At 72.0% G+C, this 17,726-nt stretch carries 17 protein-coding genes; 10 read left to right on the top strand and 7 right to left on the bottom strand.

Annotation, left to right across the window (positions count from 1 at the left end):
* Positions 1-30: 30 nt before the first annotated feature.
* Positions 31-348 carry a hypothetical protein gene (locus ITX44_RS17115; protein WP_205358098.1) on the bottom strand — a complete coding sequence of 106 codons (318 nt, stop codon included), beginning with the start codon at positions 346-348 and terminating at the stop codon, positions 31-33.
* A gap of 94 nt (positions 349-442) precedes the next feature.
* Here ITX44_RS17115 and ITX44_RS17110 point away from each other — a divergent pair, with 94 nt between their 5' ends.
* From ITX44_RS17110 to ITX44_RS17085, 6 genes are all read left to right on the top strand, one after another.
* Complete coding sequence (locus ITX44_RS17110; protein WP_205358097.1) at positions 443-1,318, top strand: LysR family transcriptional regulator; 876 nt, start codon at positions 443-445, stop codon at positions 1,316-1,318.
* A 19-nt stretch (positions 1,319-1,337) separates the two neighbouring features.
* Entirely contained in the window at positions 1,338-2,777 is a 1,440-nt protein-coding gene (locus ITX44_RS17105; protein WP_236060782.1) for an MFS transporter, read from the top strand.
* Positions 2,774-3,226: a MarR family winged helix-turn-helix transcriptional regulator gene (locus ITX44_RS17100; RefSeq protein ID WP_205358096.1), complete on the top strand. Its 453-nt coding sequence runs from the start codon at positions 2,774-2,776 to the stop codon at positions 3,224-3,226. Before ITX44_RS17105 ends, ITX44_RS17100 begins: the two co-directional genes overlap by 4 nt.
* A gap of 13 nt (positions 3,227-3,239) precedes the next feature.
* Positions 3,240-3,827 carry a YbhB/YbcL family Raf kinase inhibitor-like protein gene (locus ITX44_RS17095; protein WP_205358095.1) on the top strand — a complete coding sequence of 196 codons (588 nt, stop codon included), beginning with the start codon at positions 3,240-3,242 and terminating at the stop codon, positions 3,825-3,827.
* A 165-nt stretch (positions 3,828-3,992) separates the two neighbouring features.
* A complete protein-coding gene (locus tag ITX44_RS17090) occupies positions 3,993-4,532 on the top strand; it encodes a TetR/AcrR family transcriptional regulator (RefSeq protein WP_307795315.1) in 540 nt (179 codons plus the stop codon).
* Between the two features lie 41 nt (positions 4,533-4,573).
* Positions 4,574-5,431, top strand: coding sequence for an SDR family oxidoreductase (locus ITX44_RS17085; protein ID WP_205358093.1), 858 nt, complete (start codon positions 4,574-4,576; stop codon positions 5,429-5,431).
* 28 nt (positions 5,432-5,459) lie between these two features.
* Here the strand turns inward: ITX44_RS17085 and ITX44_RS17080 are convergent, their stop codons facing one another.
* Positions 5,460-6,107, bottom strand: a complete 648-nt coding sequence (locus tag ITX44_RS17080) for a dihydrofolate reductase family protein (RefSeq protein ID WP_205358092.1) — start codon at positions 6,105-6,107, stop codon at positions 5,460-5,462.
* A gap of 229 nt (positions 6,108-6,336) precedes the next feature.
* Here ITX44_RS17080 and ITX44_RS17075 point away from each other — a divergent pair, with 229 nt between their 5' ends.
* From ITX44_RS17075 to ITX44_RS17065, 3 genes are read left to right on the top strand one after another with little or no spacing between them, the layout of a single operon-like run.
* The gene (locus ITX44_RS17075; RefSeq protein ID WP_205358091.1) at positions 6,337-6,918 is read left to right on the top strand and encodes a TetR/AcrR family transcriptional regulator; all 582 of its coding nucleotides are present in this window, start codon (positions 6,337-6,339) and stop codon (positions 6,916-6,918) included.
* A complete protein-coding gene (locus ITX44_RS17070) occupies positions 6,915-8,237 on the top strand; it encodes an MFS transporter (protein WP_307795314.1) in 1,323 nt (440 codons plus the stop codon). The genes ITX44_RS17075 and ITX44_RS17070 overlap by 4 nt, the downstream gene beginning before the upstream one ends.
* Positions 8,203-9,369 (top strand): epoxide hydrolase family protein, encoded by a 1,167-nt coding sequence (locus tag ITX44_RS17065; RefSeq protein WP_205358090.1) that lies wholly within the window; start codon positions 8,203-8,205, stop codon positions 9,367-9,369. Before ITX44_RS17070 ends, ITX44_RS17065 begins: the two co-directional genes overlap by 35 nt.
* Positions 9,370-9,387: 18 nt before the next feature.
* Here ITX44_RS17065 and ITX44_RS17060 read toward each other — a convergent pair whose 3' ends face one another.
* On the bottom strand, positions 9,388-10,149 hold the full coding sequence (locus ITX44_RS17060; protein ID WP_205358089.1) for an SDR family oxidoreductase: 762 nt from the start codon (positions 10,147-10,149) through the stop codon (positions 9,388-9,390).
* Between the two features lie 138 nt (positions 10,150-10,287).
* Here ITX44_RS17060 and ITX44_RS17055 point away from each other — a divergent pair, with 138 nt between their 5' ends.
* The gene (locus ITX44_RS17055; protein WP_205358088.1) at positions 10,288-11,133 is read left to right on the top strand and encodes a helix-turn-helix domain-containing protein; all 846 of its coding nucleotides are present in this window, start codon (positions 10,288-10,290) and stop codon (positions 11,131-11,133) included.
* A 34-nt stretch (positions 11,134-11,167) separates the two neighbouring features.
* Here ITX44_RS17055 and ITX44_RS17050 read toward each other — a convergent pair whose 3' ends face one another.
* The 4 genes from ITX44_RS17050 to ITX44_RS17035 form a co-directional block, all read right to left on the bottom strand.
* Entirely contained in the window at positions 11,168-11,854 is a 687-nt protein-coding gene (locus tag ITX44_RS17050) for a hypothetical protein (protein WP_205358087.1), read from the bottom strand.
* Between the two features lie 135 nt (positions 11,855-11,989).
* A complete protein-coding gene (locus ITX44_RS17045) occupies positions 11,990-14,407 on the bottom strand; it encodes a glycosyl hydrolase family 95 catalytic domain-containing protein (RefSeq protein WP_205358086.1) in 2,418 nt (805 codons plus the stop codon).
* Between the two features lie 118 nt (positions 14,408-14,525).
* Positions 14,526-16,367 carry an alpha-galactosidase D gene (locus ITX44_RS17040; protein WP_205358085.1) on the bottom strand — a complete coding sequence of 614 codons (1,842 nt, stop codon included), beginning with the start codon at positions 16,365-16,367 and terminating at the stop codon, positions 14,526-14,528.
* 145 nt (positions 16,368-16,512) lie between these two features.
* On the bottom strand, positions 16,513-17,700 hold the full coding sequence (locus ITX44_RS17035) for an ROK family transcriptional regulator (protein ID WP_205358084.1): 1,188 nt from the start codon (positions 17,698-17,700) through the stop codon (positions 16,513-16,515).
* Positions 17,701-17,726 lie beyond the last annotated feature (26 nt).

Below are 17,726 nucleotides of genomic sequence, written 5' to 3'. Positions count from 1 at the left end.
GGCGCCGGCAGCGGACCCGTGCCGAGACGGTCAGGCCAGCGGCTCGTGGTTCGCCCACGCGACCTTGTACGGGTGCCGCGACTGCCAGTGGTCGATGACCTCGTGCAGGCCGGGCGCGGTGAACGCCTTGGCCAGCGCCTCGGTGTCGGCGAGGGCGAACTGCACGATCGCGGTCGCGATCAGCGCCGGGACGGCCTCCTCGCCGGGGATCGGGACGTGGCGCCGGGCCGCGAACGACTGCACGAGACCGGAGTCGAGCATGACGCGTTCGATATCCGCGAGGTATTGATCGAGCTCGGTGTCAGGGAGGGGCTGATCGAAGGAGACGATCATCGTGTGGTTGATCATGCGGCAATTCTCGATCGCGTACGCCGCAGGCGTCCAAGACCGGTTCGACATCCGCCGATAACCCAGGGGAATGGATCGGCGATAACCTGCGGGCATGATCGAACTGGAGACCCGCGAGCTCGAGTACTTCATCGCAGTCGCCGACGAGCTGCACTTCGGCCGGGCCGCCGGCCGGCTCTCCATCGCCCAGCCGGCGCTGTCGAAGGCGATCCGGCGGATCGAGGCCCGGCTCGGCGTCGCACTCTTCGTCCGCTCCAGCCGGCACGTCGAACTCACCCCGGCCGGGCGGGCGTTGCAGGAGCATGGGCGGCACGCGCTGAACGCGGTCGGCGCCGCCGTACGCAACGCCCGGCGCGCCGGTGACAGCCCGGCACACCTCCAGCTCGTGCTCAAGCCCGGCGGAGACGCCGGCCTGCTGTCCGGGATCCTGGCGGAATACGCCCGCCGGCCCGATGCCCGCCGGGTGGACATCCTGTTCAGCGGCCCGGCCGACCGCACCGACTTCCTGCGCGACGGCCGGGCCGACGTGGGCCTGCTCTACGCCCCCTTCGACGATCTCGACGGCCTGGCCCACGAGACGCTCCACGTCGAGGACCGCGTGGTCATCGTCCCGTCCGGGCACCGGCTGGCCGGGCACACGTCGGTGCGGACGGCCGATCTGGACGGGGAGACGCTGCCGCTCTGGAAGGGCATCCACAACGGTGACGGCGCCGATGCCATGACCGGTCCCGGCGCCGGTCCCGAGGTCGCGGACGTGGTCCAGATGATGCACATGATCACGGTGGGCCGGATGATCGCGGTGCTGCCCCGCTCGCTGGTCGAACGTCTCCCGCCCGGCCTGCACTGCGTCCCGGTGTCCGACGCGCCCCCCAGCCGCCTCGTCCTCGCCTGGAACGAGCAGGACCGCCGTCCCCTCGTCACCTCGTTCGTCACCGCCGCGCTCAGGTGTCGGCGAGTCGGCGAACAATAGTTGTTGTACATTAACCATTATGAGCGACTCAGTGATGCCGCGCGGGCTCTCGCCCCGCGGGCAGACCGTCGTGCTGCTGACCTGCTGCCTGAGCGTGTTCGTGGCGGGTCTCGACGCGACGATCGTCAACGTGGCCCTCCCCTCGATCCAGCGGGCGCTGCACACGCCGGTCAGCGGTCTGCAGTGGGCGATCGACGCCTACACGCTGGTGATCGCGTGTCTGCTGATGCTCTCGGGCTCGCTCGCCGACCGCTTCGGCCGACGGCGGGTGTTCCTGACCGGGCTGGCGATCTTCTCGCTCGGCTCCCTGCTGTGCAGCATCGCGCCCTCCCTGGGCGCCCTGGTCGCCTTCCGCGCGCTCCAGGCCGTCGGCGGGTCGATGCTCAACCCGGTCGCGATGTCGATCATCGCCACCACCTTCACCGAGCCGGCCGCGCGGGCCCGCGCGGTGGGCGCCTGGGGGTCGGTGGCGGGTCTGAGCCTGGCGAGCGGTCCCGTGCTCGGCGGCCTGCTGGTCAGCGCCTTGGGGTGGCGTTCCATCTTCTGGATCAACGTGCCGGTCGGCGCGCTGGCCATGTATCTGACCAAGAAGTACGTCCCCGAGTCCAAGGCCACGCGCGGCAAGCGGTTCGATCCGCTCGGACAGGCGCTCGTCGTGACCTTCCTCGGTCCGGTCACGGCCGCGGTGATCGAAGGGCCGCGGCACGGGTGGGGTTCCCCGCTGATCGTCGTGATGTTCGTCGTGGCGGGCGCCTCGGTGGCCGGGCTGGTGCTGCTGGAGCCCCGTCGGTCCGAGCCGCTGGTGGACCTACGGTTCTTCCGCAGCCCGGCCTTCTCCGGAGCGACGCTCATCGCGCTGGTCGCGCTGATGACGCTCGGCGGCTTCCTGTTCCTCAACACGCTGTATCTGCAGGATGTGCGCGGCTTCAGTCCACTGCACGCGGGAGTGCTCACGATTCCGATGGCGGCCGCGCTCGCGGTGTGCTCGACGGTCTCCGGACGCGTCGTGGCCGCCCGGGGCCCCAGGCCCGCGCTGGTGCTCGCCGGACTGCTCCTGGCGGCGGGTACGGGTCTGCTGACCGGGGCCGGGCGCGGGACGAGTGCCGGGTACCTCGTGCTCGCCTACGTCCTGTTCGGCGCGGGATGCGGCCTGGTCGGCACCCCGGTCACCAATACCGCCCTGTCGGGCCTGCCCCGGGACCAGGCCGGGGTCGCCGGGGCGATCGCCTCGACATGCCGGCAGACCGGTGCGGCGATCGGCGTGGCGGTGTGCGGTTCGATCGTCGCGGGCGGCTCGGCCGGGTTCGTGGCGTCGAGCCGTGCCGCCTGGGCCCTACTCGCCGGTTGCGGCGGTGCGACCGTACTGTTCGGCCTGATCTCGACCGGGCGGTGGGCCACCGCCCATGCCGAACGCACCCGTGCGCAGCTGAGCGCCAAAGCCCTGGAGATGACCCGATGAACTCCGACGCGAGCACCGCAGGCAACGACGCCCCGGCGGCCGAGGCCTGGGCGGGGATGCAGAAATTCATCGCGGGCGAGGACCGCCGCCGTGCGCTGCGCGTCGAGTTGGACCTCGGCGTGGGGAAGGCCGAACTGCTGATCAGGCTCGCCGACGCTCCGATGACGCTGCGGGAGATCGCGCAGGCCGTCGAGGTCGACCCTTCCGCCGCCACCGTCGCGGTGGACCGGCTGGAGCGACGCGGCCTCGTCCGCCGGGGAGCGCATCCCGAGGACAACCGCCGCAAACTCGTGCACCTCACCGACGCCGGCCGGCAGGCCGCCGCGACCGCCCAGCGGATCCTCACCGACCCGCCGCCCGCCCTCGCCGCCCTCGACTCGGACGACCTGTCCGCCCTTACCCGCATCTTCGCGGCCCTGAATTCCGAAGCCGAACCCCCGACCAGTTAGGCAAGGCAGACGCATGACACTCCTGGGCACTCTTCTGCGCAACAGCCGCCCCGACGAGGGCAATTACGCGTGGAACCAACCCAACCTGTCCGCACCGGAAACGCTTCGGATCACCAGCGGCGACTTCACCGACTCGCACCCGCTCCCGCCCCGGCACGCCGGCTCCCGGGTCGGCGGCGAGAACCTCTCGCCGCACCTGTCCTGGAGCGAGCCGCCGGCCGGAACCGCCGAACTCCTGCTCCTGATCGAGGACATCGACAGCCCGCTGGGCAGCAAGCCCGCCGTCCACTGCCTCGCAATCATCGACGAGGCCGGCCTCCGGAGCCCGCACGAACTCCCGCCGGGCGCGCTGTCCAAGCGGCACCCCGCTCCGGGCGTCACCCTGCTGCGTTCCACCATCGGCCGCGGCTACCACGGACCGGAACCCCTCAAGGGCCACGGCCCGCACCGCTACGTCGTCCAGCTCTACGCACTCGGCCGCACCCTCCTGAACCGCCCGGACCGCGACGCCCTCCTCAAAACCCGGCCGCGCCCCCTGCTCGCCGCCATCGAGGCCCCGGTCCTCGCACGCGGCCGCATCAGCGGGATCCACGAGCGTTAGGGGGCCGCCGTTGGGGCATGACCCCGTTCCGCCTACTTTCGATACGCTACAGTAGCGTAGCGAAAGTAAGGAGGTCGTCCCTTGGTGAATGCATCGGGTGGCCCGGGCGCCGGCGGGCCGGACAAGTCGTCCGGAACGGGCAGGCCGCGTGACGCGAGTCGTGACGTGGCGATCCTCGAGGCGACGCTGTCCCTGCTGGTCGAGGTCGGTTACGAGCATCTGTCCATGGAGGCGGTCGCGGGCCGCTCCAGGGCGGCGAAGACGACGATCTACCGCCGCTACCGCGACAAGGCCGCCCTGGTCGCGGCCGCGGTCGAACATCGCTCGCACGCCACGCCGCCCGAGCCCGCCGCGGACGACCTTCGCGAGAACCTGCTCGCGCTCGTCGCCTGGCTGGCGGGGCAGATCGCCGAGCAGGAGATCGGGCTGCTCGGGGCACTGTTCGCCGGCATGCGCAGCGACCCGAGGCTCGCCGAGGAGATGCGCCGCATCCTGCGCCGCGACGAGGCCGCGATGACCGACCAGCCGCTGCGCAAGGCGATCGGGCGCGGCGAACACCTGGTGCCCGGCGCCGCCGAGCTCTTCGCCGAGGTGGCCCCGGCCGTGATCGTGCACCGCGTGGTCGTCGCCGGCGAGCCGTGCGACCAGCGCTTCGTCGAGCACCTCGTCGACGACATCCTGCTGCCGCTCCTGCGCGGCCGATGAGACACGCCCGCGCGCGGAGCGGGCACGAAAGGAACCCCCTCGTGATCGTTGTCACCGGTGCGACCGGCGCGCTGAACGGCGCCACCGTCGAACACCTCCTGAAGCGGGTCCCCGCGGAGCGGATCGGCGTCAGCGTCCGCGACGTCGACAAGGCACGACGCTTCGCCGAGCGCGGCGTACGGGTACGACAGGGCTCCTACGAGGACCCGGTCGCGCTGCGCCACTCCTTCGAAGGCGCCGAGCAGGTCCTGCTCGTCTCCTCCAACGACCCGCACGCCGACGCGGTCGCCCTGCACCGCGCCGGCATCGAGGCCGCCGTCGCGGCGGGAGTCCGGCGCATCCTCTACACCAGCCACCAGGGCGCCGGGGCCGACAGCCCCTTCCCCCCGGCCCGCGATCACGCCGCCACCGAAACGCTCCTCGCCGGCTCCGGGGTCGCCTGGACCTCGCTGCGCAACGGCTTCTACGCCCACAGCCTGGGCTGGCTGCTCGGCCCCTGGCAGCGGACCGGCACCATCACGGCCCCGGCCGACGGGCCGGTCTCCTGGACCGACCGCGCCGATGTGGCCGAAGCGGCAGCGGTCGTCCTGGCCGGTGACCGGACGTTCGACGGGCCGGTCACGCTCACCGCGTCCCGGGCCGTGACGTTCGACGACGTCGCCGCCATCGCCTCCAGGGTCGGCGGCCGGGAGGTCAAGCGCGTCGTGGTGGACGACGAGGAGTGGATCGCGGACAAGGTCGCGGCCGGCACGCCGGAGGCGATGGCACGGATGACGCTCACCACGTTCCGGGCCGCCCGCGAAGGGCGCTTCGCCGGCGTCGGCCCCGCACTGGCCGAACTGCTCGGCCGCGAACCCCGCACCGTCGCCGACCGGTTCGCGGCCGGCATCGCCCGCTAGCGGGGCCGCGGACCGGGCGGACAGTCGCTTACGGCCGGGTGTAGGTCATGTGAGTGACGCCGCTGGGGGTCGTCACGGACTCGACCTGGAAGCGCTGGTCGAGTCCTTCGAGTCCGTCCCACAGGCGCTCGCCCCGGCCCAGGACGATGGGGACGACAACGATGTGCAGGTGATCGACGAGATCCTCGGCGAGGAAGGCGCGGACCGTGGTCGGCCCGCCGCCGATCCGCACGTCCAGGTCGCCCGCGGCCTCGCGCGCCTGACGCAGTGCCTCCTGCGGCGTGGCGTCGATGAAGTGGAAGGTGGTGCCGCCCTCCATCTCCACCGAGGGGCGGGGGTGGTGGGTCAGGATGAACGCCGGGGTGTGGAAGGGCGGGTTGGGCCCCCACCAGCCGTTCCAGTCGTGGTCTTCCCACGGCCCGCGCTGGGGGCCGAACTTGTTGCGGCCCATGATCTCCGCCCCGATGCCGTCGTTCCAGGTGCGGGCGATGGCGTCGTCGGCCCCGGTGCTCCCGTCCGGCTTGCCGAGCACCTGCTGCTGGAAGGTCCGGGTCCCGAAGAACCACTCGTGCAGCCGCGTGCCGGCATGGCCGAACGGGGCGTCGAGGCTCTGCCCTTCACCGGTGGCGAAACCGTCGATGGAGACGGCGAAGTTGTGGACTCTCACTCGGGACACGCCAGGGCCTCCCGCCCTCGGAACGATGTGATTGCAGACTGTGATCGCCAGCCGTGGGGGAGCCTAGGTTCAGGGCCGGCCGGACGCAATTATTGGACCTCTTCCGGCCGCGGTCTCCGGTGAGCCGGACGGTTGTCGGTGAGGTCTCCACGGGCCAGAACATAGCGCCTCCCACCGACAGCGCCGCCGTTACGTACATCTGTTCCTCAAGGGATGTACATTTGTTCCTATGGAGAGGACGGAAGGCGGCGGGAGACGGGCTCGGCGGCATGATCCGGAGCGGAGGACCCGCATTCTGGACGCCGCGCTCGACGTGCTCGTGACGGACGGGGCGGCCGGGATCACGCATCGGAAGGTGGCCGCACGCGCGGACGTACCCCTCGGATCGGTCACGTATCACTTCGCGAGCCTGGCGGAGCTGCAGGCGGAGGCGTTCGGCTGGTACGTGGAGCGGCGGACCGCGGAGTTCGAGGGGCTGTTCACGGGGGTGGAGGCGCGGGAGGACCTGGTCGAGGTCCTGGTGGAACTCGTGCGGGGAGGACCGTCCCGGCGCCGCAGTGCGGTGCTCGGCTTCGAACTGCACCTGGCCGCGCTGCGCGATCCGGCGCTGCGCGCGCTCACGCAGCGGTGGACCCGGGACAGCCGGGCGGTGCTGGCCCGCTTCACCGGACCGGAGGTCGCCGCCTCGCTGGACGCCCTGCTCGAAGGGCTGATCATGCATGCGCTGCTCGCGGCGGATCCGGAGCCGCGGGAAACGACGCGGGCGGCGATCGTACGGGCCCTGGCCCAGGCCATCGGACCGGAATCGTGACCGCGACCGCCGCCGCCGATCCGCGGGCGCGGGAGACCGCGGCCGCGGTGAGATCGACGTACGCGGTCTTCGCCGCCCTGGGAGTCGCCGGGGCGACGTGGACCTCCCGGCTGCCGCAGATACGTGCCCGGATGGGCCTGGACCCGGCGTCGCTGGGGCTGATGCTCCTCGTGATCGCCGCCGGCGGCGCGCTGGTGCTGCCGCCGGCCGGGAGGGTCGTCGGCCGGATCGGGCCCCGCCGGGCGGTCAGCGCCGTGGCCGTACTGGTCGGCGCCGGTCTCGGCGTGGTGGCGCTCGGGTACGCCCTCCGGTCGCCGCTGCTGATGGCCGGCCTGTTCCTGCAGGGCGCGGCCACCGGCATCTGGGACGTCGCGATGACCGTGCACGCCGCGGCCGTCGAACGCCGGCTCGGCCGTCCGGTGATGCCGCGCTTCTTCGCCGGGTTCAGTCTCGGTACGGTCGCCGGAGCGAGTCTCGGCGCCCTGATGACCGCTTGGCGGATTCCGGTGAGCCTGCACATCGCCGCGGTCGCCGTACTCGTCGCCCTCGCGACGCCCGCGGCCGCCCGGCACTTCCTCCCCGAGCTCCCCGGGTCCGCACCCCGCACGGCCGGTCCGCACCGGGCGATGGCACCCCTCGGCCCGGCTCCCTGGCGCGACCCGCGCACGCCGGCCATCGGCCTGATCGCGCTGGCCTTCGCGGTCGCGGAAGGCGCGGGCAGCAACTGGATCAGCCTCACCGTCATCGACCGCCACCACGCCACGGCTGCCGTCGGGACGCTGACCTATGCCGTGTTCCTCGCCGCGATCACGCTGGGCCGCTGGTTCGGGCCCGCGGTCATCGGCCGGCTGGGCCGGCCCGGGGCGCTGCGCGCGGCTGCCGCCGCCGCGGCCACCGGCGTCGTCCTCTTCGCGTTCGGGCCGGGCGCCTGGGCGGCGGTCGCCGGTGTGCTGCTGTGGGGAGGGGGCGCGGCGCTCGGCTTCCCGGTCGCGCTGAGCGCGGGCGCGGACGAGCCCGTACGTGCCGCCGACCGGGTCGGTGTCATCACCTCGATCGGATACGGCGGCTTCGTCGGCGGCCCTCCGCTGATCGGATTCCTCGCCGGCCGGACCGGTCTCGCCCCCGCCCTGCTCGTCGTCGCGGTCCTCATGACCGGGTCCGCCGCCCTGGCCGGCGCCGCCCGCCGCGACCCGCGCGCCGACCGCCCACCGGTCCGTACCACCCCGGCGAACCCAACAGACCCACCCGTCACGGCGGGAACCGCAACACGCCAAGGAGAACGCCATGCCGAGCAACCCACCCGTGATCTCGGTCAGTGACGCCGAACTGGCCGGGCTCCGCGCCCGGTTGAAGGACACACGATGGGCCGAGCCGTGGCCGGTCGACGGCTGGGCGGCCGGTACGGACCCGGTGGAGATCCGCCGCCTGGCCGCGTACTGGGCCGACGGCTACGACTGGCGGGCCCACGAAGCAGCGATCAACGCCCTCCCCTCCCGCTTCGCCGACCTCGGCGGCACCCCCGTGCACTACCTCCGCTACGACGGCGAGCACCCGGACGCGCTGCCGATCGTCCTCACCCACGGCTGGCCCAGTTCCTTCCTCGAGCTCACCGCCCTCGCCGAGCGGCTGGCCGCCCCCTCCCGGTACGGCGGTGCGGCCGAGGACGCCTTCACCGTGATCGTCCCGTCGCTGCCCGGATTCGCGTTCTCACCGCAGCGGCCCGCGCTCACCGGCGCGGAGCAGACCCACGACCTCTGGCACCGGCTGATGCACGACGAACTCGGCTTCGAGCGGTACGCGGCGCACGGCGGCGACCTGGGCGCCGGCGTCACCTCACGGCTCGCCGAGGCCCGCCCGGAGGCGCTGGTCGGCATCCATGTGCTGGCCGTGGCGGCCCCGGCGTCCTACGACCCGGCCGGCCTCACCCCGCAGGAGCAGGCCCACCTCGACGCCGTGTCGGCCTGGCAGGCGCGGGAGGGCGGCTACCAGCACCAGCAGAGCACCCGCCCGCTCACCCTGAGCCAGGGCCTGGCCGACTCCCCCACAGGCCTGCTCACCTGGCTCACCGAGAAGTACCGCGCGTGGAGCGACAGCGGCGGCGAGCTGTCCGCGCGCTTCACCGACGACTTCCTCCTCACGCAGGCGTCCCTCTACTGGTTCACCGGCACGATCTCCACCTCGTTCCGCCCCTACTACGAGTACGCGCAGGGCCTGACCAGGCGGGTCGAGCGGGTGAGTGTGCCCACGGCGGTCGCCCTGTTCCCGGCCGACCTGAGCCGGCCGCCGCGGAGCTGGGCCGAGCGGACCTACGCCATCGCGCGCTGGACGCACATGCCGCGCGGCGGGCACTTCGCCGCCCACGAAGAGCCCGGCCTGCTGGCGGACGACATCACCGAGTTCTTCCGCGACCGCCGTTCCGCCCGGCCGCCGGCCCCGCGCTCCGGTCACTGACGGCCTCACCGACTGCCGTCACTGACGGCCGGGGAGCATCGAGAGCGCCTGCGACCGCTGGGCGACCAGCTCGTCGTAGGTGCCGTCGCGCTCGGCCCACCGGTGCATCATCACGCCCTTGACGAGGATCTCGTGCGGGGTGGGGTCGGCCTGGAGCAGGTCCATCACCTCGGTGGCGAAGTCGTCCAGCTTGAGCGCGCGGGGGTTGGCCCGGGCGTGCTCCGGCAAGGTGGCGACGGCCGGCGGGACCAGTTCGGCGACCTCGACGCCGGTGCCGTCCAGCTGTGCGCGCAGCGCCTCGGAGTAGGCGTGCACGCCGGCCTTCGAGGCGGCGTAGGTCGGCATGGGCGGGAACGGCAGGAACCCGATGCCCGAGGTGACCGTGACGATGGTGCCGGCGCCGCGCCCGATCAGGTGCGGGGTGAAGGCGTCGATGACGCGGATGGTGCCGAGGAGGTTGGTGTCGATCGTGGTCCGCGCGGCACTGAAGTGCGCGGGGTCGCGCAGGTCCTCGGGGAGCATGACCCCGGACATCGTCACGATCGTGTCGAGGGCCGGGTGGTCGCGCAGAATCGTGTCGCGGGCGTGGTCGACGCTGTCCTGGTCGGTCACGTCGATGGTGACGGTGGCGAACCCCTCGGCCGCGATGTGCTCGAGCTGGTCGGTCCGCCGTCCGCCGACGACGACGGTGCTGCCGGCCGCGGCGAAGCGGCGGGCGAGCTCCAGACCGATGCCCGAGGTGGCTCCGGCGATGAAGACGGTGCGGTTGGTGATATCCATGGGTGGCTCCTGATCAGCACGGATACGAAGGAACACCTCCAGTGTCGATCCCTTCGCCGGGTGGAGGCAGTGCCCCCGTTTTCCGGGGTCCTGTCAGGGCCCCCTTTGCCGACGCGGCCCTGAACTACGATCCGAAATATGACCGACGACGACCGCGGCAACCTGCTCGGCGGCTACCTGCGGGCCCGCAGAGCCCTGGTCACTCCCGAACGGGCCGGGCTTCCGGCGGGCGCGAATCGCCGCGTCCCGGGGCTGCGCCGGGAAGAAGTGGCCATGCTCGCGGGCATCAGCGCCGACTACTACCTGCGGCTGGAGCGCGGCCGCGACAAGAACCCCTCACTCCAGGTCCTCGAATCGCTCGCCCGGGTCCTGCACCTCGACGAGCTCGAACAGGAATACCTCCTCGGCCTGGCCGCCGCGCGCCCGAGGCCGCAGCGGCGCCGCAGGCCCGAGCGCGTACCGGCACGGCTGCATCAGCTCCTGGCGAGCGTGCAGGTGCCCGCTTTCGTGGAAGGGCGCGCCTTCGACGTGCTCGCGTCGAACCGGCTCGCGGTCGCGCTCTCCCCGCGCCTCCAGCCCCCGCACAACCGGCTCCGCTCGCTGCTGCTCGATCCCGAGGAGCGGGCGTTCCAGCAGGACTGGGCCCGCTCCACGGAGGGATTCGTCGCCGCCTTCAGAAAATCCGTCGGCGACGACACCGACGACCCGCGCTTCGTGGAGCTGGTCGGCGAGCTCGCCCTGTCGAGCGAACGCTTCCGCACCCTCTGGGCCCGCCACGACGTCCGCAACCTCGACGGCGGCACCGCCACCGTGAACCACCCCGTCGTCGGTGAGCTCCACCTCCACCGCGACAAGCTCCCCGTCGACGACGTGCTCCTGGTCCTCTACTACGCCGACCAGGGCAGCGAGAGCGACGAGAAACTCCGCCTCCTCGCCTCCATGGCCCGGACGACCCCCGCCCCGACGCGGACCGCCGAGCACTAGCCGCCTGCCGTCGGCGGGGGCGACGGGTCGCCCCCTACTTCTCGAGGGCGTGGAGGGCGTCGAGTTGGCGACGGAAGAGGTGCTGCGCCCCGCTGCGGTCGGGCGTGGCGGCGGTGAAGTAGTGGACGTAGACGAACACGTCGCCGCGGACACTGATCATTTTGACACCGGCGTTGCCGAGCTTGTCGACGGCGCTGTTGACGGCGCCGGTGGCGTGGTCCGCGGGGTCCGCGAAGATCGTCTGATGCGGCGTGTTTCCGGTCTGCCACGTGTGTGCCATGGACTCGTACATGCTCTCGGCGCCGGTGGGTGCGGCGAACCGGACGAGGAAGATGTCGGCCTGGCTGCCGTCGGTACCGAACCAGCTCTGCCGCGCGGCCACGACGAAGCGTCGCCGTGCGAGCACCGCCTTCTCCCCCGAGACGGCGTCTGCGGCGAAGAGCCCGCGCGCGAAGCCGTCCAGGTCCAGGACGCCGTTGCGGACGGTCCAGGCATGCGCGCCCGCCGGTACCGGCAGGATGGTGGCCAGGAGCTGTGCTCCCGCCCCGGACGCAGGTGCGCCCCGGGTCGAGGAGGGGGGTGCGGGGGCCGACGGGGACGAAGCCGCCGAGCCCGTGGTCACCGGCACGGCCTGGAAGGCCGGTGGCGTCGAGCAGCCGGCCAGCACTGCCGTCAGAAAGGTTGCGGCGAGGACCTCGGCGTGTCGTCTCGGTATGTGCACGCCGGGATCATGGCCGATCCCACGATCTTGCGTCCAATGTCTTTCCGGCCTCGGACGGCCCTCGGACGGATGGTCCGGAGCCCGCCGCGAGCCGGCGACCGTGAACGGGATGGTCGGCTCGCGGCGGGCGGGGGGTCAGGCCAGGTTGCGGAGGGTGACGGACTCACCGGGCTTCAGGCTGACCTTGCGGGTCGCGGCGCCGGCGACGAGGGTGGTGGTGCCGCCGCGCACGCTGGTCAGCGTGGCCTGGACGACCTTGCCGTTCTTCCAGGTGAAGTCGGCGGTGAAGCCGCCGCGTACGCCGACGCCCGAGACCGAGCCGGAGGCGGCCCAGGCGGCGGGAAGCGCGGGAAGCAGTTCGACGTGGCCGGGACGGGAGTAGACCAGCATCTCCACGATCGCGGACGGCGTGCCGAAGTTGGCGTCGATCTGGAAGATGCCGCGGCCCGGTTCGGTCTGGTAGATGTCGAACAGGTTCATGGCGCTGCCGTTGCTGCCGTTGACCGACGGCTGCAGGTTGGTGCCGATGAGCTGGTACGCCTTGTCGCCGTCCTTCAGCCGGGCCCAGCACAGGGCGCGCCATGCGTTGGCCCAGCCGAAGCTGTTCATGCCGCGGGCGGTGAGCAGCGCGGTCGCGCCGTCCAGGATGTCCTTGGGCGTGGAGTCGTCCGGGCGGATCCGGTCGCCGGGGAAGAGGCCGAACAGCGGGGACAGGTGCCGGTGGGTGGTCTCCCCCAGGTTGTCGGGGGACATCCACTCCTCCAGCCAGCCGGTGGTGGGGCTCACCACCGGCAGGTAGAGGCGGTCACGCAGGCCGTCGATGGTCGCACGGTAGGCGGCGTCGCGGCCCAGCACCTCGGTCGCGGTGTGGAAATGCCCGAAGAGGTTCCACACCTGTTCCTGGGCGTAGGTGATGCCCTTGGCGTCGAGCGGGCCCTGCTCGGGCGACCAGTCGCTGTCGGCGATCAGCACCTCGCGCGAGGCCCCGGACGCGTCCGTCACCGTGGTGGTGATCAGGCGCGCCTCCCAGAACTCCACGGCACCCTTGATGAGCGGGTACACCTTTTCCAGGTAGGCACGGTCCTGGGTGTACTCGTAGTGGTCGAAGAGGTTGTGGCACAACCAGGCGTTGCCGGCCGGGTGCCACCACCAGCCGCCCCCGCCGTAGGGGTTGGTGGAGATGGCCACGGTCCAGCCGGCGATCTTGCCGCTGGAGTTGCGGTAGCGGTTGGTGAGGCTGTTGAACAGCCGCTGCGTGACGTCCGTCCAGGACGGCAACTGCGCCAGGCAGTAGTCCGCGAAGCTGTCGAAGCAGTCGGACAGGCCCGCCCGGTCCGCCATCCAGTAGTTCATCTGGATGTTGATGTCGGTGTGGTAATCACCCATCCAGTCCGGGTCGTTGCCGTCCAGCCACACGCTCTGCAGGCCCATCGGCAGGGTGCCCCGCGACCCGGAGATCATCAGGTAGCGGCCGAACTGGAGGTAGGCCGCCTCCAGTTCCGGGTCGGGGACGTTGTCCCGGTAGCGCGCCTGCACCCGCTCCCAGGTGTCCAGGCCGCGCTGCGCGGCCGAGGACGTACCGAGATTGATGTCGAGCTGCCCGAACACCGGGCGGAAGTCGGCGACATGAGTGTGCAGCAGGGTGTCGTACGAGTGGCCGGCCGCGGCCAGGACCTTGGAGATCGCCAGCGCCCGCGGGTCCACGGAGGGGTTGCGGAATCCCGCGGCGGCGTCGGGCGCGTAGTCGGTGCCGCCGCTGAGGACGACCGTGAGGTCCTTGCAGCCGGTGAAGGAGAGGGTCGTGCCGTCGACGGCGACCTTGCCGCTGCCGCTGTACGCGGTGACGGCGGCGCCGTACTTCAGGCCGTTGCCGAGCGTGCCGCCGAAGGAGACGCAACGGGCCGCGTCACCGGCGGCGGTGGACTCGCCGTGGGTGCCGGCCAGGGAGACCGTGCCGGTGTAGGTGCCGCCGCCCTGCTGGGAGAAGTGCAGCACGATCGCGTCGTCCGGACGGCTGGCGAAGATCTGCCGCTGGTAGGTGACGCCGCCGATGTCGTACGAGGCGCTGACCAGCCCCTGGGCCAGGTCGAGGACGCGGCGGTAGTTGTTCGCCCGGCCCAGGTCGTGGCCGGGGACGGCGACGGTGAGCTCGGCCAGCAGGGTCAGGGAGCCGAAGTCGTCGCGGCCGTACGGAAACTGGCCGTCGTCCTGCAGCGTGTCGTTGAGTCCGCCGGTCCACAGGCCGGCGTCGGTGACCGTCAGGAACTCGGTGCCCGGATCGTTGCTCGCGAGCGCCCCGAGGCGCCCGTTCCCGACCGGCAGCCCCTGCCCGATCATCGAGGTGGACGAGCCGGGTGCCTGCCACCAGAGCTGGTTCTTCGCGGCGTCGGCCGCCGAGAGCATGGGCGACTGCGTGGGACGCAGCGGGGCGGCGGACGCGGTGAAGGCGTTCAGGCCGCCCAGCGCGGCGGTCGTACCGGCCGCGGCGGCCAGGGCCAGGAAGCGCCTGCGGCTGGTGGGGTGCTCGGTCGGATCGGTGTGCTGGATGTCCACGTTCTGCACTCCCTATCGGGGGAACGGCGGATGCGGGTGCGACGTGTGGGGGGGGGTGCGGCGGGCGCGGCCGTCGGGCGGGGGCGCGTACGGCCCGGGCGCCGAGGGCCGCGCGCCCTCACAGGGTCTGCGGCACGGCGATCTTGTCGATGTCGGGCGCGTACCAGTTGCCGCTGTCGACGGTGATCGTGTTCGGGCCAGCCTTCAGGGCCAGTTGGACGCTGATGGCGTGGACCGTGTTCCAGTCCCCGGTGGAGGGGAAGTTCACGCCGGTGCCGTTGCCGCCGTTGGAGGAGACGGTCGCCGAGCGGGGGTCACCGCTGACGTAGGAGATCTGGACGGTGTAGATCCCGTCCTTGGGCGCCTGGACGCCGTTGAACGTCAGCTTGCCGCCGAGGTAGAGGTTGCCGACCTTCTGGCCGCCGGAGCAGGCGTCGCATCCGGCGACGGAGGCGTTGCCGCTCAGGGTGTTGGCGGCGGACTCCGCCTCGTAACCCGTGGTCGCCAGCGCGGTGCGGGGCTTGACGGTGAACAGCCGCGAGCCGTGGGCCGGCAGTGCTTCGGTGATCCCGTTCCTGTACGACCCGAGGTTCTGCTTGTTCCACAGGTCACGGACGGCGGCGTTGCCGGTGAAGCCGAAGTCGGCCCAGTCGGCGGTGACCGAGGCGGGCGCGCCGGAGAGGTTGAACAGGGCGACGGTGTAGCTGCCGTCGGAGTTCCGGGTGCCCCACACCTGCTGGTCGCCGACCGAGGTGACCGGGCGGGCGACCGGCGAGTCGCTCTGGTCGACCCCGATGACCTCCTGGTTGGTCAGCAGGGACAGGCCGTAGCTGTCCAGACTGGTCAGGTCGTCACCGGTGAACAGCGGGGACTTGTTGATCGCCCACAGGGTCATGTAGCTCTGCCGCTCGGCGTTGCTGAGGCCGTCCATCTGCCCGTTGCCGACGTCGAGCGAGTCCAGGTCGTTCCAGCCGCCGGGCCCCGCCTTGTCGCTCCACGCCGGGGCGTCGTTCCACCGGTCGTTGACCGAGTTCTCCCAGGTGACCAGCGTGTTGCAGTAGCACTCGACGTCGGTGTCGATGCGCCAGCCGTTGGAGTACTGCTTCCAGTCGGCGGCGTGGCCGATGTCCAGCGACCAGGACAGTTCGAGGTGCATCGGGCGGCCGGTGGCGGCGATGGCCCGCTGCCAGGCGGCCACGTCGGGCACGTTGTCGTAGTTGTCGCCGGACTTGAAGGAGCCCGGGCCCACACCGTCCAGCTTGAGGAAGTCGTAGCCCCAGCCGGCCAGGAGCTGCGCCTGGGAGTCGATGTACTTCTGCGCGCAGGGGTTGTCGAAGTCCAGCTTGTAGGAGCTGTCCCAGCCGTTGGTGGTGCGCAGGTCGGGGTAGACGATGTCGGCGGTGGTGCAGCCGGGGGCGTTCCAGATCGGCACGCTGCCGCCGCCGTACGCCTCCTTCTCCAGGCCGACGGGCAGGTAGATGCCCGCCTTGAGGCCCTTGGCGTGGATGTGGTCGGCCACCGCCTTCATGCCGTGGGGGAAGCGGAGCGGGTCGGCCGCCTGTCTGCCGTACTGGTCGTACTCGGGCGTCCAGTCGTTCTTGCGCCACCAGCCGGCGTCTATGTTGACGTACGTGTAGCCGTAGTCCTTGAGCTTGGCGGCGAGGGCGTCCGTCTGCTTCAGCACGTTCGCCTCGGTGAGGTAGCTGTAGTCGCCGTCCGGGTTCAGGCCCGGGTACTTCGAGGACTGCATGCTCCAGCTGGACCAGCCCATGTACGGCTTGGCGGCCACGCCGGTGGTGGCGGACGGCTGGGGGGTGGTGGGCGCGGAGGCGGCACTGCCCGCGGCGGGGACGGCGGCGGCCAGGCCCGCGGTGACGGCGAGGACGAGCAGGGTTCTGGCGGCCCGCCGGGCCGGGCCCGCGGACGTCGGTGGCAGTGGGGAGGACGAGGATGACGGCATGGAGGACCTCCTGGTGAAGGAGCGGGGCGATCATCGTGCGGTGGCAGCCGGGCAGGGGGGACCGTCCGGGCACCGGACCTGCGTGTGCCCGGATACGGTCGGGGGCTCAGCCTCTGCCGCGGCTCGGCAGCGTCAGCGCTACTCCTTACGTCGTCGCGCGTAATGTGATGGATCCGATGAAGGACTGGATCGCGGTCGCCGCGGCGCCCCGCGCCCATTCCTCGAACGGCAGCGGACGGGTCGTCAGGTCGCACTGCTCCGCGATGCCGAAGGCGGACCGGGTGAAGGCGTCCCTGATGCCGGCGGCGAACAGGTCGTAGGCGGCAAGGCCTTCGCCGGAGATGATCACCCGCTCGGGGCCGAGGATGTTGACCACCGAGGCGATGGCCCGGCCGATGGCCTCGCCGGCCCGGGCGTAGACCGCACGGACCCGCGGGTCTGCGCCGCGGGCCAGTTCCAGTGCCTCGGCCAGGTCCGCCACCGGGAGGCCGGTGGCCGCGCGGACGTCCCGCAGGATGGCCGGGTCCGCGGCGACGGCCTCGACGCACCCGCGGTTGCCGCAGTAGCACAGGGGCCCTTGCGGGTCGATGGGCAGGTGGCCGATCTCGCCGGCCACGCCGTGGGCGCCGGAGACCACCCGGCCGTGCACCACCAGGCCGCAGCCGATGCCGGCGCCCACGGTCACCAGCGCGAAGTCGGACAGTCCCACGCCGGCCCCGAACCAGTGCTCGGCGCGGGTCAGTGCCCGTACGTCGTTGTCGACCGTGACCGACAGCCCGGTGGCGGTCCCGGCGATCTCGGCGAGCGGTATGTCGCGCCACTCCAGGAACGGTGAGTAGCGGACCACGCCCTCGGCGCGGTCCACGTCCCCGGAGACGGCGATGCCGACACCGCGCACCCGGCCGCCGATGGCGTCGGCCTCGGTCAGCAGGTCGTGCAGCACCGCGACGATGTCCGCGAGCACGGCGGCCGGCCGGCGTCCGGACAGCGGTACGGTCCGGGCGGTCAGGATCCGGCAGCACAGGTCGGCGAGCACCGCGATGATCGCGTCGCCGGTCACCTTGATGCCGACGAAGAGGGCCCTGCTCCCGTCCACTCGCACCGGGTTGGCCGGCCGGCCGATGGCGCGCCGGGCCCCTTCGCCCACGTCCTCGACGAGATAGCCGATCTCCATCAGCGGCCGTACCGCCTTGGTGACCGCGGCGGAGGACAGCTTGGTCCGCCGCGCTATCTCGGTCCGGGTGATCGGGCCGTGGGACAGCACGGTCGTGAAGACCAGGGAGGCGGCCGGCGTCGTCGCCGGGACCGCCTCGTTCGGGGAGGCGGAGCGCATGGCCGGAAACGTAGGTGCAGTTCTTT

Source organism: Actinacidiphila acididurans (assembly GCF_016918855.1).
Lineage (GTDB): Bacteria > Actinomycetota > Actinomycetes > Streptomycetales > Streptomycetaceae > Actinacidiphila > Actinacidiphila acididurans.
This window is presented reverse-complemented; position numbering and strand designations above follow the sequence as displayed.